This window comes from Microcoleus sp. B13-B6 (genome assembly GCF_036705405.1).
GTDB lineage: Bacteria > Cyanobacteriota > Cyanobacteriia > Cyanobacteriales > Microcoleaceae > Microcoleus.
Genome location: NZ_JAUBUJ010000050.1, coordinates 25,516 through 51,313, shown reverse-complemented (window position 1 = coordinate 51,313; position 25,798 = coordinate 25,516). Strand labels below are relative to the sequence as shown.

Below are 25,798 nucleotides of genomic sequence, written 5' to 3'. Positions count from 1 at the left end.
GGTTTTTAGTAAAGATATTTGTCCGGCGGGGCTGGTTTGACTAACGGTATTTGTCGGTTGCGAAAGATACCGCTCAACTGGGCCCGCTCGCCAAATATCGACTTTTTTGCTCGCGAAAGAGTCGATATTTCAAATCGTTAATTCGAGAGTTATGAATGAAAAACCTGACAATTCGCCCCAGGGCAACTGCCATTGCGGCAAATCTCCGACTCCCAAACCCCCAGTCGCTCTTCAAGATGTTTCCTTGTTATAAGCCATCTGAAATGTAGTAGACTCTGCCTGACAGCCTAATTGCCCCGCACTATTTAAAATTAATTTCAGATGCCGTACCAGTATCTGTACCACATACTCGCTTTCCTGGTTTCTGCGATCGTCGTCCTCTGGAGTACACCAATAGTCAAAAAAATTGGTCTCAAAAGCGGGCGAGTCGATCGGCCAGGCGAGCGAAAAGTCCACAAGCGCCCTATGGTGCGCTTGGGAGGAGTTTCCATCTTTCTCGGCACTATCACTGCCCTCTTATTTGTCTGGCTCTCAGGAGGCTTCATCGATGCTAACGGACAAGTTCTCAATCCCAAAGACGAATACGAAATTTGGGGAGTCACCCTCGGCGGCATCGGATTCTTCCTCATCGGTTTAGCAGACGACTTATTTTCGCTCTCGGCATTAAAACGCTTGCTCATGCAAATTGGCGTATCCAGCATCGTTTGGTACGCGGGCGTACAAATTGAGTTTCTGACAGTTCCCTCCTTGGGACTTACTAATATTGGCTGGCTGAGCTTGCCAATTACCGTGATTTGGCTCGTCGGCATGGCCAACGCCATCAACTGGATTGATGGTTTAGACGGTTTAGCTGCCGGAGTTTCAGGGATTGCAGCAGTTGTGATGCTGATTGTCAGTCTGGCGATGCACCAACCGGCGGCGGCCCTGATTGCAGCGGCTTTAGCTGGCGGGGCCTTGGGATTTCTGCGCTACAACTTCAATCCGGCTCAAATCTTTATGGGAGATGGCGGGGCTTATTTTATCGGGTTTACTCTCGCTGGAGTGGGAGTAATTGGGTTAGTTAAAACTACGGCTGTTACTTCTGTGTTGCTGCCATATTTAATTTTAGCTGTACCGATTTTAGATATGTCGGCGGTGATTCTCGATCGACTTCGCAACGGCAAGTCACCGTTTATTGCTGACAAGCGCCATCTCCACCACCGACTTCTAGAAGCCGGACTGTCCCATCGATTTGCGGTTTTATTTATTTACTCACTGACACTGTGGGTGGGAAGTTTAGCCCTAGCTTTTTCGCTTCCCAGCGGCGTAATTTACGCTATGGGTGCAACAAGTTTGCTGGGATATGCTAGCTGGAAAGTTTGGAGACACGCTCGATAGTCAGTTGACAGTTGACAGTTGACAGTTGACAGTTGACAGTTGACAGTTGACAGTTGTCAGTTGACAGTTGTTATTAGTAAGAATCACTAATCACTAATGACCAATTTCCACTGCCCAATGCCCAATGCCCAATTCCCAATGCCCCATGCCCAATGCCCAATGCCCAATTCCCCAATCCAAAATCCCAAATCTAAAATCTAAAATTGAATGGTTGCTGAAATTATTTGTGTTGGCACTGAATTGCTGTTAGGCGATATTCTTAATAGCAATGCCCAGTTTTTAGCCAAAGAATTAGCGAGTCTGGGAATCCCTCACTACTATCAAATAGTTGTGGGGGACAATCCAGAACGTATCAAACAAGTGTTAGAAATCGCCGTCAGTCGATCGCAGCTTTTGCTTTTCACCGGAGGCCTGGGCCCCACACCAGACGACCTCACAGTCGAAACGATCGCCGATTTTTTTGGGGTTCCCCTCATCGAAAAGCCGGAAATTATTGCAGATATCGAATACAAATATGCCCAGCGGGGACGCACCATGAGTCCCAGCAATCGCAAACAAGCTTTAATTCCAGAAACTGCGGACATTCTGCCGAACCGCAGCGGTTCTGCACCGGGCATTATTTGGCAGCCGGTTTCTGACGTGACAGTAATGACATTTCCCGGCGTACCGGCGGAAATGCACTTGATGTGGCAAGAAACCGCCGTTCCTTACCTGCAAAATAACGGCTGGTGCAGCGAAACTATTTACAGCCGCACATTGAAATTTTGGGGGATTGCTGAGTCGGCATTGGCGGAAAAAGTAGATAGTTTTCTGAATTTAACTAATCCTACTGTGGCTCCCTACGCCAATCACGGCGAAGTCAAACTGCGGATTTCGGCCCGCGCGGAGTCCTCCGTGGCGGCGAAAAACTTGATTGAGCCGATCGAACAACAATTGCGGCAAATTGCCGGCTCGGACTGTTACGGTGCTGATAGCGATACCCTCGCTTCCACTGTCGGCCAATTGTTGCTCGATGCGGGACAAACTCTTAGCGTGGCTGAATCCTGCACCGGAGGAGGATTGGGGGCGATGCTGACTGGTGTTCCCGGCAGTTCGAGCTACTTTTTAGGCGGGATTATTTCTTACGACAATCGGGTTAAGGAAGGATTATTAGGTGTTAATCCGCAAGATTTAGCCGAATTTGGCGCAGTCAGCCACCAAGTGGCAAAACAAATGGCTGCGGGAGTTCGCGCCAGCCTCAATACCGATTGGGGGTTGAGCATTACAGGCGTCGCCGGGCCAGGAGGCGGCACAGATGCTAAACCTGTCGGACTGGTTTATGTCGGTTTAGTGGGGCCCGACGGTGACGTAGAAAGTTTTGAATACCGCTTTGGGGATGCCAGAGGCCGCGAGTGGATTCGGAATCTGAGTAGCTGTACGGCGCTCGATCGACTCCGGCGTAAATTATTGTTGGCAAAAGCGTAGAAAAAATCCTACGATTGGTCAATTGTCAACAGTTAACCGTAAGCTTAAGTTTTATTTAACACTCTCTACTCCGATATAATTCGGCAATTTTCCTTTTGCCTCTTGATTATCTGTAAAGATTCGTTATGATAATAAGATAGGACTGATTGGCCAATATACTGACTCTCTCCATTGCTCAAAATATCCAGCAAGCGAGAAAGCAAGTTTGACCTTTGGTTTGAAGGTCGTGCTTGCTTATTTTCAGATATTTAGCCGTCGGTTTAGCAATCTAGACTATAAAAAAAGGAGCTATCCGTTCAATGGAAGACATTGAAAAGGTGCTGGAAGAAATTAAAGAATGGGTTCGCAAGCTGATAGAAGGACTGCTGAGTCCCGATCCTGAACCGGAACTCGAACCGATTCGTATTCCTGTCAACCAACCGAGGAATCGCAGGTAGTCGGGACTGCATTAGAAGTTTGAGGTTTAAGGTTTGAGGTTTGAGGTGGCAGACGGGTTCTAAATCCCATGTCAAAACTCTCATAATTTTTGTTGCGCTGGAAATTTTAAAATTGTTAAATATCCTGGTACTTCACGGCCCTAATCTGAATCTATTGGGTCAGCGAGAACCTGGAGTTTATGGTTCTGCGACTTTAAATGATATCAACAAGTTGCTAGAACGAGAAGCGCAAGCCCTCCAGGTGCAAGTCTCAATTCAGCAGTCGAATCATGAAGGGGTGTTGGTGGATGCAATTCACTCGATGTTAGGGCAGCACCAAGGCTTATTGATTAATGCTGGAGCTTATACTCATACGAGTGTGGCAATTAGAGACGCGATCGCCGCGGTGAATATCCCTGCGGTAGAAGTTCATCTGAGCAATATTTACCGGCGGGAAGCTTTTCGGCATCACTCGTTTATCGCAGCGGTGGCGATCGGGCAAATCAGCGGTTTTGGCTCAGAAAGTTATCGGCTGGGGTTGCAAGCTCTAGTTAGTTACTTGATTAAAAATTAAAAATTTACCGATTGTAGCGATCGGATGAGGGCAGGTTTTAGATGGAAAACCAGCCCTTATATGTTTGGGTTGAATTCAAATTAATCACAAGAGTTAGGCAAAGAAGCAAACCAGGAAGAACTCTAAATTACCAATTACCAATTACCAATTACCAAAGAACGGGGTTTAAAGCCCCGTCCTTATAGGACGGTTTTAATTTCTTAATTGTCCTAATTTTCTCAGATGTTGTGGTATAGTATAATAAGAATAACACAGGAGAGAGAGGCATGAAAGCGCGGTATCGATACAGATTTTCTCCTAGTACGGAACAAAAAATTAGCTTAGCTAAATTGTTTGGTTGTACTAGAGTAGTCTGGAATGATGCCCTAAGAATTTGCAAAAACTCTGCCAAAAAACCTAGCTGTGCAGACCTGCAAAAAATTGTAATAACTCAGGCAAAAAAGACTGAGGAGAGAGCATGGTTGGGAGAAGTGTCGGCGATTTGCCTCCAACAATCTGTCTCTGATTTGGAAACAGCTTTTAAGAATTTCTTGGATTCTTGTAAAGGAAAACGTAACGGAAAAAAAGTCGGCTATCCAAAGTTCAAAAAAAAGACAAACAGCCAATCCGCCAAACTAACCAAAAACGGTTTTTCGTTGAGGGATGATTATGTTTACCTTGCAAAGATTGGCAGAGTTAAGCTGATTTGGTCTAGGGAATTGCCAGACCATCCAAGCTCTTTAACTATAATCAAGGATTGTGCAGATCGGTATTTCATCAGCTTTGTAGTAGAGGATGATCCCGAAGAAGTCGAAGCTAAGAACCACAGCGTCGGCATTGATTTGGGCATTAAAACCTTCGCTGTAATGAGTGACGGGACTAAAGCTGTAAGCCCTGACTACAAAGTGTTAGATCGCAAAATTCGCAGATTACAGCGTAAACTTTCCCGTCAAAAACTCGACTCTAAACGGCGGAATAAAACCCGACTGCAAATAGCTAGACTGCACAACCGAATTGCTGACACTAGAAAAGATTTTTTGCACAAACTATCAACTAACTTGGCTAAGGATAATCAACTTGTCATTTTAGAAGATTTGAATGTAGCAGGAATGGTAAAAAATAGGAAGCTATCAAGGGCAATTAGTCAGCAAGGTTGGGGTGAGTTTAGGGCTTTGTGCGAGGGAAAATGTGGGAAGTATGGCAGAGAGTTCAAAGTAATTAGTCGCTGGGAACCTACCAGCCAAGTTTGCTCAGATTGCGGGTTTAAGTGGGGGAAAATAGACCTCTCTGTGCGTTATATACTCTGCCTCAATTGCGGTACTAACCAAGACAGAGATGAGAACGCCGCCAAAAATATAAATAAAGTCGGGATAGGGCATTGCCACGACTCTAAATGAACATGGAGACGCTCGTAAAACTACTTCGGTAGTATCGGTCAATGAAGTGTTAAGAATCCCCGCGCTTTTAAGCCGGGGAGTATGTCAATAACAACTTGAGTTAAATTCAAATGCGGCATTCCCTGTTGAGCAAGTTTCAAGGAACCATCCTGGGGGCAGTTTTAGGAGACTCTCTAGGCCTGCAATACCAGAGGCAACTCGTGGGTATTCCCCCCCAAACAGAAGACTTGCAGCCGATTTTACAACTGACGAAACACCAACAATTGACCCTAAGAGGGGCAACATTGGTGTTGAATTCTGTCAACAGTAAAATCCCAAGTGGCAAAGACTCATCCGCATCCGGGAGACTTGCGGTAGCGTGTGTTCAAAGTTTAATTCGGTGTAGGGGTTTAGATTTAAAAGATTGGCGCGATACTTGGGAAGCATTTGCCAAGTCGGAAATCTATCATCCCCGCAACAGTGAGTTTCAAACCCTGCTTAACCCTGGTGAAGCTGCAATTGCTGCGCTGCCATCCGCGATGTTTTTTCACGAAAATAAAGCCAAGCTGCGAGAAAAAATCATGCTGGCGATAGAGGTTTGGCACAACGAAAACCAGCCAGAATGGGAAACAGCAATTTTAGCAGTAGCATATACGATCGCCCGAGCTCTCAAAGAAAGACTTGACCCCGCGACAGCGATCGAGCAAACACTTGCCTACCTGAAAACAGAGAATGCCTTAACAGAGCTGCTGCTGCAAGTGCAAATACTACTAGAAAAGGGAGCCGATTTAGAAACAGCCGCCACTCATCTGTGCAAAAGCGCCACAGCTTTGCGAGAAAGACAGGGCGAAGGTGAGAAAAAATTACAAACCGAGTCAATTGTCAATCCAGGAAATTTCATTCCCATTGCCTTAGCTTTCTACTGCTTTTTGAACACCCCAGAAGACTTGCGCTTGTCAGTGGTGCGGGCAGCCCGCTGTGGTATAGCCGGACAAATAACCTGTGCTTTGACAGGAGCTTTGTCTGGAGCCTATAACGGCGTTGCTGCGATTCCTGTAGAATGGCGACAGGTATCTTCGGCTGAGGTTAATTCGCTGCAGCTAGCCGACGGCCGAGAACCTTCGCTCTGGGGAACTGGCAGCGATGTAAAAATTGTAGAGTTAGCAAATAACCTGTTTGCTGTTTGGGCAGGAGTTTACAGCCCCGATGCCGGACTCGATTCCGCAGCGCTAGCCCGATCGGTGGCTGCACCTTATGTCATTAGACCTCGTAAAATATAAAGGTTGGAGCTTTTACTGGTAAGGGCTGAAGATTCAGCCAGGGTAGTTCGGATAAAATCAATCAAGATGCATAGTCAGAAATTCTGACAAAGCTGCTGGATAACAGTGATATATCTTCGACACAAATGAATACGCTCTCCTCATTGATGCGGCAGATTGAGCAGCTAGGGGCTGCGCGCTCACTGCGCCAACACATTGCTAAAGTGCAAAATGGCTGCAGCAAAGCAGATACCGAGCGCGCTGGCGGGCCTCTCCTGAGCCGTTTGTCGCGCCCGAAATGGCTTCTTCCCGAGACTTTTACTACTAGATTTACAAGTAAAACCTCCAAATCCAGCCTCAAAAATCAAGCTCGTTCCCCTATGTTGGCGCTGGTAGCGGTAGTTTCCCTAAGCAGCACTCTGGGCCACCGCTTCTACAACCAGCCGAAACTGGATGTGGGGACGAAAGCTCCTCAGACGATTAAGGCTCCTGCTACTGCTAGCATCCCCGATTACAAAACTACTGAAGAACAGCGGAAAGCAGCGCGGATCGGGGCTGTAGCGATATTAATGCTGGATTCTGCGGTCGATCGACAAATTTATCAAGAATTGCAACAATTTTTGCAGCAGGGAAGCGAGCTGCGGGAGGCGGTAGGCCCGTTTCCGTTTGCGAGTCCCTCGGCCCTCTCACTTGCTGTTCAGGTTTACTTGCGGGGCTGTCCTGAGTGGGAGTGGCGCTGGATTTTGGCGCAAGCGGGGGACAAAAGTGCAACTTCCGAGCGGTTGAGCTTGGATTCCCCCGCAGTTGCTGGGCAGACGGAGAACCAGTCTCGGCAGGAGGCTATCGCTCAACTGCAAGCTTACAGCCGATCGCTCCCGGCAGCAGACTTTCAAAGCCTGACAGACAGTATTTCCTCGGCTCGCCAACGCTATCTCAATGCTGTGGAGGCGCTGGAAAAACCGTCGGTTTCCGGGCTACCCCAGATATACGATACTTCGCTGTTTGGTTTGTCGGAGGCAGTGTGGCAGAAAACCCAAACCGGTATGAGTCGGGCGGCAAAAAGGATGGTGGCTCAAGGTATCCCGCAGGGCTTGCCAAAAGAGATTTTGAAAGAAGCTGTGAAGCTGCAAGTGGCAGATGAAGTGCCGTTAGAGTCCCAAGCTTTGGCGGTTGAGGGTTTAACAGCGATTTTGCAGCCAAATCTGGTGAGAGATCCCGAGGAAACCAAACAGCTAGCTGAATTAGCAGCCCAAAAGGTGAAACCGGTGATGATCGCAGTAGATCAGGGCGAGATAATTGTTGCACAAGGACAAGATATCTCGCAGGAAGATTTCGTGTTGCTCGACTATTTTGGTTTGAGCCGGCGGGGGGTGAATTGGCTGGGGCTGACGGGTTTTGTTTGTTTAGTCGCGGGGGCAATTGCGATCGTACTGCTGGTGGAAAGGCACTACCGGTTGCGCCGGAGAGATCATTTGCTATTGCTGCTGCTGACTTTGAGCGCGCCGGTGCTGGTGAGTTTGGGCCTGCCTTGGACGAGTTTGCCCGCGATCGGGATTTTAGCGGGTGGCTTCTACGGTTCGGCGGTGGGAGTGACTGTGGTGGGGCTGCTGTCGGCGCTGCTGCCCGTTGGCTTAAATGTGGACTTGATTCATTTGGTGGCTAGCGGGGCGGGGGGATTGCTGGGCGCTTTTATGGCCGGGCGGCTGCGATCGCGCGAGGAATTGGCTCTTTTGGGTGTGGCTGTCGGCTTGACTCTGGGCACGGTTTATCTCGTGGGGACTTTGATTGCCAGCGCGGCAGCCGGTGCTATTTGGTACGTCGTACTGGGTACGGTGGGCGCGCAAAGTTTGGCGGGTTTGGCTTGGAGCGTTGTGGCGATCGGCATCAGCCCTTATTTGGAACACGTTTTTGACTTGATTACGCCGATTCGGCTGGCGGAACTTGCCAATCCCAACCGCCCGCTGTTGAAGAAATTGGCCGCCGAGGCTCCGGGGACTTTTCAGCACACGCTGTTTGTGGCGAGTTTGGCGGAGGCTGCCGCCCGGGAACTCGGCTGCAATGTTGAGCTGGTCAGGACTGGGACATTATACCACGATATTGGAAAAATGCACGACCCGCTCGGATTTTGTGAAAATCAAATGGGTGGGGGCAACAAACACGATGAAATTAATGACCCTTGGGCGAGCGCGGAGATTATTAAAAAGCACGTTACCGAGGGTTTGGTGATGGCGCGGAAGCATCGATTGCCGAAGGCAATTCAGGCGTTTATTCCCGAACACCAAGGTACAATGTTAATTGCTTATTTCTACCACCAAGCGCAGCAAATTGCTGCAAAAGAAATAGAAGATTTAAAGATTGCTTTGCCAGATGCGGATAATTCAAAGTTAACAATCGCAAGTCGCCAAGTGAGGGAGGAGGATTTTCGCTATGACGGGCCGATTCCGCAGTCGCGCGAAACGGGAATTCTGATGCTGGCGGATTCTTGCGAGGCTGCTTTGCGATCGCTCAAGGATGCTACTCATGAAGAGGCGTTGAATATGGTTAATCGGATTTTGAGGGCTCGCTGGCAGGATAATCAGTTGATTGATTCGGGTTTAACGCGGGAGGATATGTCTCTAATTGCGGAGATTTTTGTGCGGGTTTGGGAACAGTTCAATCACAAGCGGATTGCTTACCCTAGTGCAGTTTTTACTCCAAGGTAGGAGGAAATTTTTAGTTAGGGAAAATCAGCTCGCATTTCAGTTGTGAATGAGATTTCATTGCGATTTGCCCCGCGAATAGCCATGCACTTCAGCATTGTCGCTGACAATTACCACAGGTGGTTTGATTCCTCAAAATTCCGAAGAGTCGATATCTCTTTCGCCGGCTAGGTGCGATCGCAATTTTTGCCAGTCTGGGGCATCGATCGCATTTGCAAATGCTACGATCGTATCTACGACCGCAGCGCGATCGATAATCCAGCGGATGTCTTGCAGTTCGTACATAAAAAATAAATTTTGTGAGTTGTGAGTTCAAAAGATTTTAATTTTTAACCGCAGATGAACGCGGATAAACGCCGATTTTTTGTGTTGATTCTATCCTTTGACTCCCGCAGCAGTTTCTGTTGGCACAATGTATTTTTGCAAGAGCAAAAATAGTCCTAAAACTGGAACAATAGAAATAATAGAACCCGCCGCAACTAAACGCCAATCTAAAGAAAATGTCCCTGCTAAATTGGCTACCCCTAAAGGTAAAGTGTAATATTCCGGTCTGTCTAAAACTAGCAGTGGCCACAGAAAGTCGCTCCAAGAACCGATAAATACGAAAATTCCTAGGGTAACTAAAGCTGGCTTAATTGCCGGAATCATGACGTGCCACCAAATGCCTAATTCGCTGCAGCCGTCGATGCGGGCGGCTTCTTCTAGTTCTTTGGGAACTGCTAGAAATGCTTGTCGTAATAAAAATATGCCGAAGGCTGAGGCTAGTCCGGGAAAGATTACGCCTAAATAACTATTTTTTAGTCCGAGTTGTACAGTCAATATGTATAGGGGAATCATGACTATTTGGAAGGGAATCATGATTGTGGAAACGATCGTGATTAAGATGGCTTCGCGGCCGCGAAATTTGAGTCTGGCTAAGGGGTAAGCGGCGAGGGCACAAAAGAGGACGTTGATGCTAACTGTGAGGCCGGCTATTAGGGTGCTGTTGAATAGGTAGCGGCCGAAGGGGTTTGTTTGCCAAACTTTGATGAAGTTTTCGAGGGTTGGCTGTTGCGGCCACAGTTGCGGGGGAAATTGAAAGATGTTTTCGTTGGGGGATTTGAGGGAGGTACTGAGCAGCCACAGCAAGGGAAACAGCATTAAAAGTGCGATCGCGCTCATGATGCTGTACGTCCACAGGGTGCTCCACGGTGAGGGAGTGTGGTTTGGGGAATTTGGTTTTTTAGTTTTGAGATTGTTCATGGTTGGGATATGATAATAAGTCCTTGCTTCGTGAGAAGCCTTGTTGTCCATAAGGGGATTATTGCCATGAAACCGTTTATTTACGAAACTATGTACATTCTGCGCCCTGATTTGGGTGAGGAAATGACAGACCAGGCGATCGCTAAATATCAAACTATTTTGCGCGATCAAGGTGCTGAAAACATCGAAACTCAGCACCGCGGCAAGCGCCGTTTGGCTTACGAAATCGGCAAGCACCGGGACGGAGTATACGTTCAAATGAACTATACAGCTCCGGGCGCTGCAATTTTTACCCTGGAACGCGCGATGCGTCTGAGCGAAGAAGTGATTCGCTATTTGACGATCAAGCAAGATGTGCCAGATGCACCTGAAGCGGAAGCGGAAGCTGAAGTCGCCGAGTAGGAGTTCGGTGAGTATGTCAAGTAGTACCAGTCTACTGTTTGACGATTAGGGCCGCTTATTCCCCGGCACGCCTTTCTTTCTTAAGGGCTACCCTGTACACACAACTTGAAAAACTAACGTCAGAGGCTTTCGCTCCCCCTGGCATCCTCCTGAAAAAGACGCTAGGGGGATCTTTGGAATTGTGGGTACAGCATAGTTTCTAAAGGGCGGGACTTGATGTTAATTGAAATTATAGGTGAATGGGCGATTGTTTTTCTAGGGGAGGACGATCGCTCTTTTTTGTGGGGAGGCTGCTGGGACTTAATCTATTTTTATCAACAAAGAAAGCTCGCTTTTTGAGGAGAGCGAGGGCGATTCACTTTGGCTCAACTCTATCTAGTTGACTACAAAAAACTTGACTGTGCTTGAGCATAGCTGCTTAATCATTGTAAATCTAATTGTGATCCGCTACTTATTAAATTTACTGTTAACTAAGGCAAATTCGACTTTCTTGAGAGGCAAAATTCTGCATCTATAACTCTGAACCAAACTATAAACTTATTTTGGCACTTGGCAATTAAGCTGTTGTGCATTTAAATTGTATATTTCGAGTCCCGATCAAAAATCGTCAAATCCTCTCCCCCGATCCCCATCGGACCCTCTCCCTCTCTAATACCATAGGCAATCTAGATGCAACACAGCTTAGGTAGCCGCTAAAATGTGGCTCTTAGCCCTCTTAAGTGACTCTGGGAAAATAAAAATAAGAGCCAAATTTTTAACTGTAGATATAGCGAGAATTTGAGCGTTTATTTTCTAACAGAATGGCCCAAATCAGGATTTTTGGTAAAAGTCTTATGCTATAAGCCTTCCAGATTATTTTTTGCCTAAAGTGACAGAATAGGGTTAAACGAGGATAACCCTAACCCTCTTCTGTCACCCTGGGAAAATAAAAATAAGAGCCAAATTTTTAACTGTAGATATAGCGAGAATTTGAGCATTTATTTTCTAACAGAATGGCCCAAATCAGGATTTTTGGTAAAAGTCTTATGCTCTAAGCGTTCCTGATTATTTTTTGCTGAAAGTGACAAAAGAGGGCTAATTTTCCTATCCATTCCAAAACCTTGTTCTAGGCGGGGATACTGTACTTTCCCAGCCTAAAGCTTGTAACCGTTACGCTTTATCAGAATAGAAAATATTTTTGATTTTTACCTGACTCTCTAGCTTTTAGAAGTGGGGTGCCATTTCCAGGCAACGGTACATCAAACGTCTTGGCAACCAAAGCAGCCCCAACAATGTAGCTTTCGAGACACAGGTAAGAATGTTGGGGCAAGGGTAAGACAAAGTGTGAGAGATTTAAGCCGACACAGCAAAGATAACTATAAAAGTTGCTAATAAAGCTGTATGGTTGAGTCTGTGATTTACCAGGCACATCTATAACTTTGCTGGACAGGGCAAATTTTAGAAGAGATCGAATTATTGCTAAGGTTGATCCCAGTTAGGTTAGTCAAAGATGCTAACGGTTTAATGTCACTGATTTTATTGTCCTCAAGGTTGAGCTTAGTCAGGTTAGTCAAGGATGCTAACGGTTTAATGTCACTGACTTTATTGTCCTCAAGGTTGAGCCCAGTCAGGTTAGTCAAGGATTGTAGCGGTTTGATGTCGCTGATTTGATTGTTCTCAAGGTCGATCTCAGTCAGGTTAGTCAAGGATTGTAGCGGTTTGATATCACTGATTTGATTGTGGGTAAGGGTGAGCCTATACAGTTTAGTCAAGGATACTAGCGGTTTGATGTCCTTGATTTGATTGTTGTGGATGGAGAGCCGCTTCAGTTTAGTCAAGGATGCTAGCGGTTTGATCTCCTTGATTTGATTGTTGTCGAGGTAGAGCAAAGTCAGGTTAGTCAAAGATACTAGCGGTTTGATGTCCCCGATCAGATTGCTGTCAAGGAAGAGCCCAGTCAGGTTAGTCAAGGATGCTAGCGGTTTGATGTCGCTGATTTGATTGTTGGTGAGGGTGAGCCAATTCAGGTTAGTCAAGGATGCTAGCGGTTTGATATCACTGATTTGATTGTTGGTGAGGGTGAGTGAAGTCAGGTTAGTCAAAGATGCTAGCGGTTCAATGTCCTTGATTTGACTGCTGGTGAGGTAGAGCGAAGTCAGGTTAGCCAAGGATGCTAGCGGTTCGATGTCGCTGATTTGATTGTCGCTGAGGTAGAGCGAAGTCAGGTTAGTCAAGGATGCTAGCGGTTCGATGTCCTTGATTTGATTGCTGTCGAGGGAGAGCGAAGTCAGGTTAGTCAAAGATGCTAGCGGTTCGATGTCCTTGATTTGACTGTCGCTGAGGTAGAGCGAAGTCAGGTGAGCCAAGGATGTTAGCGGTTTAATGTCATTGATTTGATTGTTGTAGAGGGAGAGCGTAGTCAGGTTAGCCAAGGATGCTAGCGGTTTGATGTCCTTGATTTTATTGTTGTAGAGGGAGAGCGTAGTCAGGTTAGTTAAAGATGCTAGCGGTTTGATGTCCCCGATCTGATTGCTGTCGAGGGTGAGTTCCGTGAGACTCGAAAGTTGTCTATCGGCCGCCTCGCACTCAGTAGTTCCCGCTTTCTCCAACAACACCTCAACAGTATGTTTAGTTTCAGGACTCAAAGAAGCCTTTTCGCGACACCAATCAGCAAATGTCCGTCCACTATCGCCCGGTTGGTTCTGCACGACCCATGAGAAAGGTGCATTTCCACTATTTTGCGACTGACTCGATACCACCAACATGAAAACAAGGATTAATAAAATCATAGGGAATAACCTCTGTGGATTTTTATATATTTCCCCATCTAGGACTTGAAAATGCAGAGGGTACGTCAGGAAATGTGACTATCCTGATTGACGACCGGAATCTTAACCCTCTTAAGTCACTCTGGGAAAATAAAAATAAGAGCCACATTTTTAACTGTAGATAGAGCTAGCATTTGAGCGTTTATTTTCTAACAGAATGGCCCAAATCAAGATTTTTGGTAAAAGTCTTATGCTATAAGCCTTCCAGATTATTTTTTGCCTAAAGTGACAGAATAGGGTTAGAAGAGGAATATTGTCAAATTTTGCCAACTGCTGCTTGATGTTGGGCCTGAATCCACGAGCCAAAGCTCGATCGCACTCCCTGCAACCTCGATCGAGATTCTCGCCCCATAGCCCAATTGTAAAGTTTTGTGACAATTTTCATTTGGTAGCTTTAGATACAGAATTGTCTGTTATAGTGATAGAAGAGAAGAAAAAACAAGCCCAACATTAATCTAAAGAATACCGAGGAACCCCCTATGTCTACCGAAAATCAAGCTCGCTCTCTGATGATGCGCCACCACCAACTGGTGAAGAACCGCCAGCAATCCATGCTCAACCGCACCGCCACCGAAGTCGGGATGGAAGATACGCACTACTGGGGTCACATTCAAGGCAAACCGCAGCCCAGCTTTCAAGCTAGCTACGATCGCAGCAACGCCACCATGAGCTAGGGCAAGCTCAATTTCCTCAATTGCCTACGCAGTTATCAAGAAATTGGGTCTAAAACCCCGTCCTTCTAGGACGGCTTTGTATTAAGATGGATGTGCCAAGGTTAAACTCCATCACCATCGTGAAACTGTTAAGACACACTTTTAGGTGTAAAAATTGGGCACAGTGCTGCGAAAACACTTAAAACAGCGAGAGAATCAACGCATTCTCTGTACCAGAAAATACATCATTTGGTTCAAATCAATTAAGTAGGGTAGGGCATACCCGAACTCTAGGTTCGTATCCTAGTACGCTTTTGGAGATAGACCCTCTGGGGTTGCTGTGAATTAGGCTCGTCAATTGGTGTAATTGCACGGTTGAAAAGTTTAAAGATTGCCGAAAGGACATAGTGCTTAAAGGTCAGTCGATGAATTAAGAATCCCTACGCCTTTAGGCTAGGGAGTGTCAAGTCCACTCAAGAACAAGCCCGCAACCTGATGATGCGCCATCAACACGTCGTCAAAAACCGTCAGGAATCCATGCTGAGCCGTGTGGCTGCTGAAGTTGGTTTAGATGCTGGTTCTCCAGCGAGTATCGATCGCAAATAACTCGTTTTTTCAAAGGCGAGATAGTTGAATCGAGTTTGTTCTTTGCCAGCTAAAAATTAATAATGTCAATTACAAAACCGTCGCGACTTCTTCTTGAGTTATAACTCTAGGTTGGAAGCCGCGATTAGTTTTATGGGGAATTGGGAATGGGGAATGGGAAATTGGGTTCAAAAGAATCTAAAATCTAAAATCTAAAATCGTTCGACTGAGCCCTCACGCCGAAGTCTAAAATCTAAAATCTAAAATCTAAAATCTAAAATGGTATAATCCCCTTTCAGCAGATTGAAGGCTACTAGGGAGGTCATCATGTCGGACTGGAAAGAAATTGACGGCGGAGTTACAGCACCCAGAGGGTATAGAGCATCGGGAATTACAGCGGGCTTGAAGCCTTCAGGCTTGCCAGATTTAAGTTTAATTTTGTCAGAGGTAGACGCGATCGCCGCAGGAGTCTTCACAACCTCCACTGTCCGGGCAGCTTGCGTGGACTACTGCCGCCAGCGTTTGCAAGCTAAACCCAGCGCGAAAGCAATTTTGTGCAATGCGGGACAAGCTAATGCTGCTACTGGCGAACAAGGTTTGGCAGATGCCCTCGAAAGTGCCAAATTGTTGGGAGAAGCGCTGAATATTCCTCCAGAATCTATTCTTTTGGCCTCCACTGGCGTCATCGGACAGCGGATAAAAATGGAGCCGCTGAGGGCGGGAATTCCCCGATTAGTTGCTGAGGCATCGGAAACTGGTTCCGATGCGGCGGCTAAGGCTATTTGTACGACTGATTTAGTGCCGAAAACGATCGCCCTGGAAACCATGTTTGGCGATCGACCCGTCCGCATCGGCGGCATTTGCAAAGGTTCGGGAATGATTCACCCAAATATGGCAACAATGCTGGCGTTTGTAACTTGCGATGCAGCAGTGTCATCGCATTTGTGGCAAGAAATGGTGAGTCGGGCGGCTAACAGAAGTTTCAATCAAATTACTGTTGACGGCGATACCAGTACCAACGATTCGCTAATTGCTTTGGCAAACGGCCAATCCCGCACGCCCGCAATTACAGAAATGGGGGCGGATGCTGAAAAATTAGAAGCGATGCTGACAGAAGTTTGCGTGCATTTAGCAAAGGCGATCGCCCGTGACGGCGAAGGTGCAACTTGTTTGGTGGAAGTGCAAGTTAGTGGCGCGCTGGATGAAGTTTCTGCGAGTAAAATTGCCAAAACAATTGTCGGTTCTTCTTTGGTGAAAGCTGCTATTTTCGGACGCGATCCGAATTGGGGCAGAATTGCGGCGGCGGCTGGGCGCGCTGGTGTCGCTTTCGATCAAGAGAATTTGCGGATTCAATTAGGGGATTTTTTGATGATGGAAAACGGACAACCTAAAGAGTTCGATCGCGCTGCTGCAAGTAATTATATGAAAGCCGCTGCGGAGGGGGAATATTTGAAGGCTGATACGGTTTTAATTCAGGTTAGTGTGGGGAATGGCAGCGGTTTTGCGAAAGCTTGGGGATGCGATTTGAGTTACGACTACGTGAAGATTAATGCCGAGTATACGACTTAAATAAGTCCAGGCGGTTACAAGTCCGGGCGGTTAGAAACCGCGCCTACACAAACAAAACCAGACGAGAGAAAGTTGAAGGCAAATTTCCCACAATTTAAACTCAACTTCCCCCCGTGGACAGGGCGGTTTCATTCTCGGTAGGGGCAATCCCCCCGTGGTTGCCCCCATGTCTGAAACGCCTGTGAAATCGTCTGTGGGTGGGGGCGGGCACGGGGAGTAGGGGTCGCACCGCCCCTACAAAAGCCTGATTTTCGTGAGAATGAAACCGCCCTGCCCCCGTGGGGGGAAGTTAAAAAATTTGAAACCTTTACTCACCGAGTTAACCTCAGCTTTTTTGCTCCTCATTTTAAAATCGCTGAAGCCCTTACCAAGATCAGCTTTTTAGGATTTTAACAAAAGAGCGCTAAAAATCTTATTCAGACTAAGTTTCAAGACTTTTTAAGCTTATTATTAATAAGTCTAATATAGCGGTTCTCAAAAAAGTGAGGTATGCCCTATGCCCTATGCCCTATGCCCTATGCCCTATGCCCTATGCCCATGAGTACCTCATATGAGAGATCGAAAGGCTATATAAAGTTTGAAAACACGCCCTAACCAAAACTATCGGAGACAAACACATAGCCACCACCATACCCGACAGCATTATCCACTAATATTAAGCCGTCATTGGTCTGCGGATCGCCACTCTGAGCAAGTCCATAATTCACCACGCGCAACAACCGCTGCGGCGTAAACGATTCCAATTCCACAAAATTGCCGGCTTCCAGCCATGCTAGTTCTTCTGCTGTTAAACCTTGCCTTACAGCGTCGGGTAATTGACGGGCTGTTTGTGCCATTGTTTGAGATTGCTGCACAAACATATCACGGGTTGCTAAGATTTGACGGGGAGAAATTCCCAAATCAAAAATTGTCACCTGTTGATTCGCAAACCAGTTTGGATTAGTTCGCAGTTGATGTACCAAGCCAACTCCAGCAGGGCTCGCATTGTGCAGCGCATAGACTTTTAAATCGGTATTGCGCCGCAGCATTTCAATCACGGTACTGAAGATGCTTTGGGGATAGCCACTAATACTAAGAATCGCGCAGTTGTTTTCAAAATGGACGTTGTTGGCAATGAGGAATTGAGCTATTTCGTCACTGTCACAGATAATTGCGCGATCGAAGCTGTAGGCGCTGACTTCGCGATCGATGGTTGCGGGCAAAGCCTCTTGACGAGCAGCAGGGAGCAGTTTTTCTAATGTGCCGTTTACTGTTTGCCAGTCTCGCAGCCATTTATCGCTTTGCGCTTGATTAACGAGAAATATTTCACCCGTTATCTGTGGGCGTTTTTTTTGTGAAATGCCGAGCCCGTAGGACAATAGACCTAGTGTAGTCGCTACGATGTATCCTGAAGAATAATCAAATATTAGGCTTCCTGAAATGCCCAGCACTAAAATAATTCCCCCTAAAATCTGGAGGTTTTTAGCATTATTTCTTCTGCCACGAATACCTTGAGCAGGAGATTTGCTGTAGTGGAACAATAGCCCTATCCAAATCAAATTGTAGAGAGCGAAGGGAATAACAACTGCGAATTGTGAGGGAAAAAGAGCAAGAGCGAAGTGAAGGCCGAAGATGCCCGCAAATACGCTAAACAAGAAGTAGGTCAAAATCCAACTGGTTTCTGGCGCGCGAGATTTAAGCTTTTGGTCAATAAAATACAAAAACTGTTGGTGCGTAAAAAACAACATATTTTGGCTCGAAATATTTTCGATCGCATTTTTGAAAAAGGGATCGGTGAATGCCAACTTTTTATCAGTGACGGTAGTCGGTTCAAAGACAAACGGATGGTTGCACTGTTTGCAGCGACCTGAGTTGCTTGTACGATCGCTCAAAATGTTGTCTGTTTGACACTGGACGCATTTCATTCCCATTTCGGTTACTCCTGATTGATTTAATGGATTTATTGGTAGTCAGAAACCGGGTTTTTCTCTTGAATACTTGATGACAACGCAGATTTAGCTAAAAACCCGGTTTCTTTGGTTGTGATGTGAGTCTTTTATGAACAGGCAAGATGCCTGTTCCACAAGAGAATTTATTTATTGTGGAACAGGCATCTTGCCTGTTCTTGAGAATGGTGTAACATCTCAGGTTTAAAAGATTTGCCCGTTTAATAAAATAGAATAGTCTTCTCGCTGTCGAATTAATCGATCGCCCTTAGCATCAATCAACACTTCAGCAGGGCGGGGGCGGTGCAGAAAATGTGACGACATCGCATAGCCGTAAGCCCCACTATCCAAAATGGCGATCGCATCTCCAATTTTGAGTTTCGGTAGCCAACAGTTGCGCCCCAAATAATCCCGCGAATAAGTCGTGTTGCCGCAAATATCCGTTTCATGTCGCGATACATCGTCGGTTTCCCAAGTTGCGATCGCCCGATAGCCCCCGTGCACCGCAGGCACCGATAGATTTGATACAGTCGTATCCACGCCGACAATTTGCCTATCGCCCAACCACTTCACCGACACAACTTTCGCAAGCAAAACGCCACAACCTGCGATCGCCGATCGTCCCGGTTCAATCACCAACTCGATAGGGCGAGATAGCGCACTCAATCGTTCAGTAATCGCCGCACCAAACTCCCGCCAGTCAAACACCGCACCGCCTCGATAGGGATAGCCAAAACCACCGCCAAAATCGAGGGTTCGCCAATCGGGCAACAGTTGGGCGATCGCAATTAGGCGATCGATCGCCTGCGTAAAAGCACTCGTGGCGTTAGTTCCAGTCCCCCGATAAAAATGCAATCCAGTAATCCTCAACCCCTGCTGCTGCGCGATTTCGTTGGCTTTCTCAAATTCGGCGGCACGTACTCCAATCCGACTGTCTCCCGTCAATTCCGGTGAATTGAGGCGCAGTCCAATTTCGGCACGGATCGCTCGCGGTTGACTCCCGGAATATTCGCAAAAATCTTGGAGTTGCGACAGACTATCGAAGTTAAATCGATCGATCTTCCACTCGATCAATTGCTGAATATCCGCCCTGTTGAGGTTACTGCCCGTGTAGACAATGCGATCGCTCGTAAAACCCGCTTTCAGTCCCAAAAAAACATCCCCCGGTGTATTCGCGTGTAGCCCCCAACCAGCCTGCTGAATCAATTGCAACAGAGCAATATTGCCGTTGGTGACGCTAGCAAAATGAAACTGAACGTGCGGATAGTCGATCGATCGCGTAATATGCTCAAGGGTTTGATGGAGGATATCGGCCTGATACACATATAAGGGCGAACCATAAGTTGACAAAAGTCGCTTGGCTAATGCTTCGGAGAACGGCGGCGAATGTATTTTGGTTTCATTCTGTAGCAAAGATTCAGTCATATAGAAGAAGTTCGGCAACGGATTTTGTAACGGATGTAACGGATGTTCGGCAACGAATTATTTAACGGATTTAACGGATGTTCGGAACAGGGAAGATTGTAAAATCAACAGTCAACTGTCAACAGTCAACTGTCAACTATCAACAGTCAACCTCCTTCGATATTTCCAAATGCGCTGCCCGATCGCCGGTGGCAACCAAAACACATGATCGAGCGATCGCTTAACCGGAATTTCGCCTAAAACCTCGGTGCGCCATGCCTGCCACATCAGCAGCAACCAGAGATTATTGCCAATATAGCGATCGCGCATTGCAACTCCGAGTTGTCCCGATAACATCGAGTCGGCCAAATGGGGCTGCCAGCAATTTTGCGATCGCAACAGATTCGGATTCAGCCGATCGCCGATCGCAGCCCAAAACTCCCGGTAATACCAAACCTTCAAAGGCACACCCATCCCGCGCTTTTCCCGCCAGACAATTTCCGGCGGCAGCCAGCGTTCGGACGCTTTTTTGAGGATGTATTTTTCGCACGCACCTTGCAGTAGAAGCTCGCCAGGGAGTTGAAACGTCCATGCTGTGAGGTCGGGGTCGCAGAAGGGCGATCGCACCCACAAACCGCAAGCAAACGCCAATGCCGTTGCCCTCGGCTGAATATTTTGGGCACCTTTGAGCATCAGCGAAGCGCGCCGCAGCCTCGCTAGCAGGGAAGGACAGGTTTCGGGATCGATCGCGTCTTGCAGGTAAACGCTCAAATCGTGAGACTGGATGCGATCGAGCATTTCTGGCGAAAAAATCTGTTTTTCATAACCATAAAATCGCTGAAACGTCCGCAAATACTGCTGTTCAAAGGTTTCTCCTCCGGCGGGATGTTCTGCACTGTAAACTCCGTGTGCAATCAAAGGCTTGTTTGTCCATCCAGCAAATAGCTGATCGCCATTCTCGCCATTGAATACAACTCGCACGTCTTGCGCCGCCGCCTGTTTGAGCAAAAACAGTGCAGCCGTCGTGCCGTCTCCATAGGGTAAATCGAGGGCTTTGGCGGTTGGCCCGATCGCGCGCAACACTGCATCACCTGTCGCCGCCACCCGGATCAGCGGAATCTGGAAAAAGTCCGCCACCTGTTGGGCGTAGGGCAGTTCGGAATAGGCTTCGACACCAAAATCGAGGGCATAGGCGCGCACCTGCAAGCCTGCTTTCACTAGCAGCGCCGTCACCAGGGAAGAATCGATGCCACCGGAGAGTAAAACGCCTACGGGTTCGTCGATCGGCAAATCAGCCACTTGTCGATCGATCGCCTGTTGCAACAGCCCTTGCAATTGTGCGATCGCCTCATCCTCACGGCGCAGTAATTGGGGCGCTTCTTGCCAAGCCGATGGCAGCGATTCCCTACGGGATAGCTTCGCCGCGCGTACTTTCGGCAGATCGTTAACATCGGCGATTTCCCAAATCATCTCGCTTCCGGCTGCTACGGATGCAATTTGCTCGATCGGCGTTAACGGCGTGGGCACGTAGGAAAAACAAGCATAACTGTGTAGCGCGATCGGGCTAATTTGAGGGGAAGCCATCAGCGGTAGCAGCAATTGCAGGCGCGTCGCAAACCAAATCGTTTCTCCCAACTGCATCCAATAAAGCGGCACTCGCCCAAACGGATCGCGCCCCAGCCGTAGCTGTTTCGCTTCTACTGCCGCCCAAGCATCTCCCGGTAAATCCGTCGCCCGATCGCGCCCGCAAGCATTCAGCGTCACTGTGTCAGCCGTGAGTACAGATTCAGAGGCGATCGCCCATTCTGATAATTTGCCCTGTCGGATGAAGTATTCAGGCACTAAACGGCTGAGCGTTTTTGTGCGATCGCCCTCTCCCCAGTAGCCTATGAAATGTGAAGGTTTGCCGATCGCACCCATTAGATGTCTCCAATAATTATTGTGGAACAGGCATCTTGCCTGTTCAAAACAGGCTTTTTTGGATAAGTCTATTTAGATATCTCCAATAATCATTGTGGAACAGGCATCTTGCCTGTTCAAAACAGGCTTTTTTGAATAAGTCTATTTAGATATCTCCAATAATCATTGTGGAACAGGCATCTTGCCTGTTCAAAACAGGCTTCTTTGGATAAGTCTATTTATTTCACAGTGAAAGGTTCACTGCTGATGACGCGCCCATCCAGGGACATCCGAACTTCCCATTTGCCTGGGGCTGCAGCAGATCCGAGATCGTAAAAGCAGTGGGTATTCCAAACCGCAGTATCGATCGTGCGAGTTTGATACCTGCCCTGATGAACAATGTCACCGCTGGGATTAATCCAATCGCATTGCAGAGACAACTCATTGCCGATCGGAGCATTTTGCAACGTCACCTGGTAGTAGATGCGGGGATTAATTTGACGGTTGACTTGAGTAAGGCTGTCACCACCTTTTTTCGATAGCGCAATCCTGTCTTCTCCTCCCACAACTTGAGCAGTTTTTTGTTGCTGATTTTGCCCGAACAGTACGCCTATACCGATCGCAGATATGACAACGGCTGTCGTGGCGATCGCGATCCAGCGGTTGCGTCGCTGCTGTTTTTCTAGGGCTTCGCGGCGGCGCATTTGGGCGATCGCATCTTCTAAAAGCTCATCAGGAAGATTCAACTCCTGTAAAATTTCTCTTACCTGATCTGGGGCCAATTCTAACTCGCGCTGCTGGGATAACTTGTCGATTTCAGCGACTACCTGTGCTAATTGAGTTTGAGTGAGTCGAGGTTCCATAGAGTTCACCATTAGTATCTGTAATGTTCTTGCCCACTAGAAAGTTAAATATAGATCCCCTCTCTCTTCTCCAACTCAGCGCCCTCTGCGCTCTCTGCGGTTAAATTACTCATATTATTCAATAAACAGCTCTATAAGTCAATTCATAAAAATCATAACCTTAACCTCATAAAATTCATATTTATAGTCCTGGACGCATCGGGACTCATGGGAAACCGGGTTTTTTTACGAAAAGACGCCTTGCCACCCGCAGATCGGGTAAAAAACCCGGTTTCTTTGCCGGAGTGCGTCCCGCACTGACTTATATAAAATCCAGACTAGGAAACTCTTCTATTTTTTGAAAATCTGTTAAATTAAACTTTGCTGAATCTATCTTTTCCTGGTGGCGATTCAACCAAACTGCATTTAAACCCGCAGCTTTAGCACCGCAATAATCAGCCTTAAAACTATCGCCGATATGCAAAACGTTTTCCGCAATGCAGTTGTGTTTCTGCAAAGCTGCCGTAAAAATTTGAGACTGGGGTTTTGCTGCACCAACTTCGGTGGAAATTGTCACTGATGTGAAATATTCAGCTAATTTTAGTGCTTTTAATACTGCATAAAGTCGCGAATCGAAATTCGATACTACTGCTAATTCAATCCCTTGTTGCTGCCACCTATTTAATGCTGGCAATACGTCGGGATAGACGAACCAAGGTTCGGCGGTGGCAAAATGAGCGTAGAGTTCGGCAAAGAATTTGGGAAAGTCTGAGAATTGATTGAAAACGCCTGCTATTTGAAAAGCGTTCGCGCAAACTGCTTGCCACCATTCAAATTCTAGCTGGGGAATTTTGGCTAATTCTATTCCGGGAAATGCCATCGGATTTGAGTCGGCAAAACTTTGGAAAAATGCTGCATTTAACTCTTCGTTAGAAACAGTTACTCCCCAACTGCGGGCCAATTTTCCGTAGACTTCGCCGACGCTGCCGCGCACGTCAAATAGCGTCCCTGCGGCATCTAGAAAAATAATTTGGGTCATTTGAGAATAAAAAGGGAAGAGGAAAGAGGACTTATCGCACATCCGGTTGCATCGGAATGATTTAACCACAGAGGACACAGAGAACACAGAGGAAGAGAAGAGAAGAGAAGAGAAGAGAAAAGAGATTTGAGTAATTCCTTCTTTGTTTTTCCTTTTTCCTTCTTCCTTCTAATTAGTTGTTTGCGGATTCACTACACCAGAATGATTGGCAATGTTGGCCGCAGGTTCAAATCTGCCTCCTAAATATTTGGCTAGAAATTCTTCGGCGATCGCATAAAAGTGCAGGCGATTTTCTGGCCGCGCAAATCCGTGTCCTTCGTCTGTATAAAGCACGTATTCTACAGGTTTGCCGGCTTGCTTCATGGCATTGACAATTTGCTCGCTTTCTGCTTCTTTCACTCGCGGGTCGTTGGCACCTTGGGCGATTAGTAAAGGTTTCTGGATGCGATCGACAAAAGATAAGGGGGAGATCGATTTCAGAAACTCTGGTTCTGTTTCCAAATTGCCGACGCGGTGATACAGACTTGCTTTTCTCGGTTCCCAGTAAGGGGGAATAGTTTGCAGGAGTGTAATCAAATTGCTTGGCCCGACAATATCGACGGCGCAGGCAAAAACATCGGGACTAAAAGTCAATCCGACTAAGGCGGCATAACCACCGTAAGAACCGCCCATAATCGCAATTTTATCCTGTAGGGCAATTCGTGTTTCTACCAGCCAATTAACCCCATCTAGCAAGTCGTCGTGCATTTTAGCGGCCCATTCGCGATTGCCGGCATTGAGAAAGGCTTTGCCGTAGCCGTTGGAACCGCGAAAATTGATTTGCAAAACGGCGTAACCTCGGTTTGCCAGCCATTGGGCTTGTGGGTTGTAACCCCAGGTATCGCGTCCCCAGGGGCCACCGTGAACAAGCAAGACTGCAGGTACGGGTGTTGAGACACCAACCGGTTTTGTCAGGTAGCCGTGAATCGTTAAACCATCTCTTGCGGTGTAAGAAATGGGTTCCATTGATGATAGCGGTAGCCCTTCGAGTTTGGGTTTGTTGCTGAACAGAAAGGTGAAGGTTTTGGAGGCGCGATCGAACGCATAGTAGTAAACTGGGCCGTCGTCTGTCATGTAAGCGACTAGCCAAGTGGTATCGGCGAGGTTGCGGCTGGTAATGGAGAATTCGCCGGGGCGAAATTTGCCGAGATCCTCAAAATCCTCTGCTATGCTTTGGTCTAAAATCTGCCACTCTTGCTTGTCCTTGTAGAAGGAAACCGCCTGAATCTCTCGCTTGGTGGGGTGTACGACAATGCCGCCGACATCGTATTCTGGGTCAGAGGCGAGATCGGTTTCTTGTTTGGTTTCTAAGTCGAGTGCGATCGAACGTTGGGCGTTAGCATCGTGATTGCCGATGATGTAAAGAATTTTGCCGTTTTCTGAGAACATGACGGCACCGCCTTCGTCGTCGGGGCCCCAGCTTCGCAGGCTTTCCCAAGACTTGTCCGCAGTTTCCCTCCATAGCAATTCTTTACCGCCCTCGGCAGTTGTGGCTGTGGCCGCCCGCACTTGAAATTGGGCGTCAGCAGCCCAATTGACGATGTTTCCTGGGTTGTCGGTGTCGAGTTCAACGGCACCGTTTTGCAGGTTGATGCGGTAAAGATCGTGTTTGCGCCGATCGCGGATGTTCATTCCCACTAATATTTCATTGGGGAAGTTGCGGTCAAGGGCAATCAGATGAGCTCGAACACCTTGAAAGGGTGTCAAGTCGCGCACCAGGTTTGACTGAATATTGACTGAGAATAAATGCCATTTTTCATCACCATCAATATCTTGCTGATAAATGAGATATTCGTCGCTGTATGTCCAGTAAAAGATGCGGATGCCCCGTTTTTTATCTGCTGTCAGTTGGCGATCGTCTGCTTGACCGACGGTACGCAATTGCACTTGCAAAACGTTGTTTTCATCGGGTGCAATGTAGGCGAGATACTTGCCGTCTGGTGAAAGTCGGGGGCTAGTTTTTTCGGGATTTCCGAACAGAATTTCCCGCTCGATTAACGGTGGAAGTTCTGTTTTTGGCTGTTGAATTGTAGGAGTTTGCATTTTTTATTGTACCTAATATTTTCTATTGGAACGGGCAAGATGCCCATTCCACAATAATATTGAATTTTTTGGGAACGGGCAAGATGCCCATTCCACAAGAATATTGAATTTTTTGGGAACGGGCATCTTGCCCATTCCACAAGAATATTGAATTTTTTGGGAACGGGCAAGATGCCCATTCCACAAGAATATTGAATTTTTTGGG

The 25,798-nt window shown here is 47.2% G+C and carries 21 protein-coding genes; 10 read left to right on the top strand and 11 right to left on the bottom strand.

Features of this window, described 5'->3' with window-relative positions:
- Nucleotides 1-321: 321 nt before the first annotated feature.
- The 7 genes from QUB35_RS21595 to QUB35_RS21565 all read left to right on the top strand — a co-directional run bounded on the left by QUB35_RS21595 (nucleotide 322) and on the right by QUB35_RS21565 (nucleotide 9,147).
- Complete coding sequence (locus QUB35_RS21595) at nucleotides 322-1,377, top strand: MraY family glycosyltransferase (RefSeq protein WP_333143791.1); 1,056 nt, start codon at nucleotides 322-324, stop codon at nucleotides 1,375-1,377.
- Between the two features lie 207 nt (nucleotides 1,378-1,584).
- Nucleotides 1,585-2,841 carry a competence/damage-inducible protein A gene (locus tag QUB35_RS21590; RefSeq protein WP_333143790.1) on the top strand — a complete coding sequence of 419 codons (1,257 nt, stop codon included), beginning with the start codon at nucleotides 1,585-1,587 and terminating at the stop codon, nucleotides 2,839-2,841.
- Nucleotides 2,842-3,140: 299 nt separating this feature from the next.
- Complete coding sequence (locus QUB35_RS21585) at nucleotides 3,141-3,278, top strand: hypothetical protein (RefSeq protein ID WP_333081027.1); 138 nt, start codon at nucleotides 3,141-3,143, stop codon at nucleotides 3,276-3,278.
- A 112-nt stretch (nucleotides 3,279-3,390) separates the two neighbouring features.
- On the top strand, nucleotides 3,391-3,831 hold the full coding sequence (gene aroQ / locus QUB35_RS21580) for a type II 3-dehydroquinate dehydratase (protein ID WP_138920973.1): 441 nt from the start codon (nucleotides 3,391-3,393) through the stop codon (nucleotides 3,829-3,831).
- A 266-nt stretch (nucleotides 3,832-4,097) separates the two neighbouring features.
- Nucleotides 4,098-5,207, top strand: a complete 1,110-nt coding sequence (locus QUB35_RS21575) for a transposase (protein WP_333143789.1) — start codon at nucleotides 4,098-4,100, stop codon at nucleotides 5,205-5,207.
- A gap of 110 nt (nucleotides 5,208-5,317) precedes the next feature.
- Nucleotides 5,318-6,466, top strand: coding sequence for an ADP-ribosylglycohydrolase family protein (locus tag QUB35_RS21570; protein ID WP_333109543.1), 1,149 nt, complete (start codon nucleotides 5,318-5,320; stop codon nucleotides 6,464-6,466).
- Nucleotides 6,467-6,591: 125 nt separating this feature from the next.
- A complete protein-coding gene (locus QUB35_RS21565; RefSeq protein WP_333109541.1) occupies nucleotides 6,592-9,147 on the top strand; it encodes an HDIG domain-containing metalloprotein in 2,556 nt (851 codons plus the stop codon).
- A gap of 129 nt (nucleotides 9,148-9,276) precedes the next feature.
- Here the strand turns inward: QUB35_RS21565 and QUB35_RS21560 are convergent, their stop codons facing one another.
- Complete coding sequence (locus QUB35_RS21560; protein ID WP_333143788.1) at nucleotides 9,277-9,429, bottom strand: hypothetical protein; 153 nt, start codon at nucleotides 9,427-9,429, stop codon at nucleotides 9,277-9,279.
- A gap of 90 nt (nucleotides 9,430-9,519) precedes the next feature.
- Nucleotides 9,520-10,437, bottom strand: coding sequence for a carbohydrate ABC transporter permease (locus QUB35_RS21555; RefSeq protein WP_333300754.1), 918 nt, complete (start codon nucleotides 10,435-10,437; stop codon nucleotides 9,520-9,522).
- A gap of 15 nt (nucleotides 10,438-10,452) precedes the next feature.
- Between QUB35_RS21555 and rpsF the strand changes: the two genes are divergently transcribed.
- Nucleotides 10,453-10,788, top strand: a complete 336-nt coding sequence (gene rpsF / locus QUB35_RS21550) for a 30S ribosomal protein S6 (protein ID WP_015176119.1) — start codon at nucleotides 10,453-10,455, stop codon at nucleotides 10,786-10,788.
- A gap of 1,397 nt (nucleotides 10,789-12,185) precedes the next feature.
- Here rpsF and QUB35_RS21545 read toward each other — a convergent pair.
- A complete protein-coding gene (locus QUB35_RS21545) occupies nucleotides 12,186-13,556 on the bottom strand; it encodes a leucine-rich repeat domain-containing protein (protein ID WP_333143786.1) in 1,371 nt (456 codons plus the stop codon).
- A 295-nt stretch (nucleotides 13,557-13,851) separates the two neighbouring features.
- Nucleotides 13,852-13,980, bottom strand: a complete 129-nt coding sequence (locus QUB35_RS21540) for a hypothetical protein (RefSeq protein ID WP_333143785.1) — start codon at nucleotides 13,978-13,980, stop codon at nucleotides 13,852-13,854.
- A gap of 94 nt (nucleotides 13,981-14,074) precedes the next feature.
- Here QUB35_RS21540 and QUB35_RS21535 point away from each other — a divergent pair, with 94 nt between their 5' ends.
- On the top strand, nucleotides 14,075-14,269 hold the full coding sequence (locus QUB35_RS21535) for a hypothetical protein (protein ID WP_006631905.1): 195 nt from the start codon (nucleotides 14,075-14,077) through the stop codon (nucleotides 14,267-14,269).
- A gap of 891 nt (nucleotides 14,270-15,160) precedes the next feature.
- Nucleotides 15,161-16,402 carry a bifunctional ornithine acetyltransferase/N-acetylglutamate synthase gene (gene argJ / locus QUB35_RS21530; RefSeq protein WP_333143784.1) on the top strand — a complete coding sequence of 414 codons (1,242 nt, stop codon included), beginning with the start codon at nucleotides 15,161-15,163 and terminating at the stop codon, nucleotides 16,400-16,402.
- A 590-nt stretch (nucleotides 16,403-16,992) separates the two neighbouring features.
- On the opposite strand, the gene QUB35_RS21525 is transcribed toward argJ, so the two are convergent.
- The 7 genes from QUB35_RS21525 to QUB35_RS21495 all read right to left on the bottom strand — a co-directional run.
- Nucleotides 16,993-18,312 (bottom strand): hypothetical protein, encoded by a 1,320-nt coding sequence (locus QUB35_RS21525; RefSeq protein ID WP_333143783.1) that lies wholly within the window; start codon nucleotides 18,310-18,312, stop codon nucleotides 16,993-16,995.
- A 219-nt stretch (nucleotides 18,313-18,531) separates the two neighbouring features.
- Nucleotides 18,532-19,752 carry a decarboxylase gene (locus tag QUB35_RS21520; protein WP_333143782.1) on the bottom strand — a complete coding sequence of 407 codons (1,221 nt, stop codon included), beginning with the start codon at nucleotides 19,750-19,752 and terminating at the stop codon, nucleotides 18,532-18,534.
- Nucleotides 19,753-19,884: 132 nt separating this feature from the next.
- Nucleotides 19,885-21,651, bottom strand: coding sequence for an asparagine synthetase B family protein (locus tag QUB35_RS21515; protein ID WP_333143781.1), 1,767 nt, complete (start codon nucleotides 21,649-21,651; stop codon nucleotides 19,885-19,887).
- A gap of 218 nt (nucleotides 21,652-21,869) precedes the next feature.
- Complete coding sequence (locus QUB35_RS21510) at nucleotides 21,870-22,493, bottom strand: DUF3859 domain-containing protein (protein ID WP_333143780.1); 624 nt, start codon at nucleotides 22,491-22,493, stop codon at nucleotides 21,870-21,872.
- Between the two features lie 301 nt (nucleotides 22,494-22,794).
- Nucleotides 22,795-23,511 (bottom strand): HAD-IA family hydrolase, encoded by a 717-nt coding sequence (locus QUB35_RS21505; RefSeq protein ID WP_333143779.1) that lies wholly within the window; start codon nucleotides 23,509-23,511, stop codon nucleotides 22,795-22,797.
- A 168-nt stretch (nucleotides 23,512-23,679) separates the two neighbouring features.
- Nucleotides 23,680-25,593 carry a S9 family peptidase gene (locus QUB35_RS21500; RefSeq protein ID WP_333143778.1) on the bottom strand — a complete coding sequence of 638 codons (1,914 nt, stop codon included), beginning with the start codon at nucleotides 25,591-25,593 and terminating at the stop codon, nucleotides 23,680-23,682.
- Between the two features lie 22 nt (nucleotides 25,594-25,615).
- A partial coding sequence (locus QUB35_RS21495; RefSeq protein ID WP_333143777.1) for a hypothetical protein occupies nucleotides 25,616-25,798 on the bottom strand: 183 nt, incomplete at its 5' end.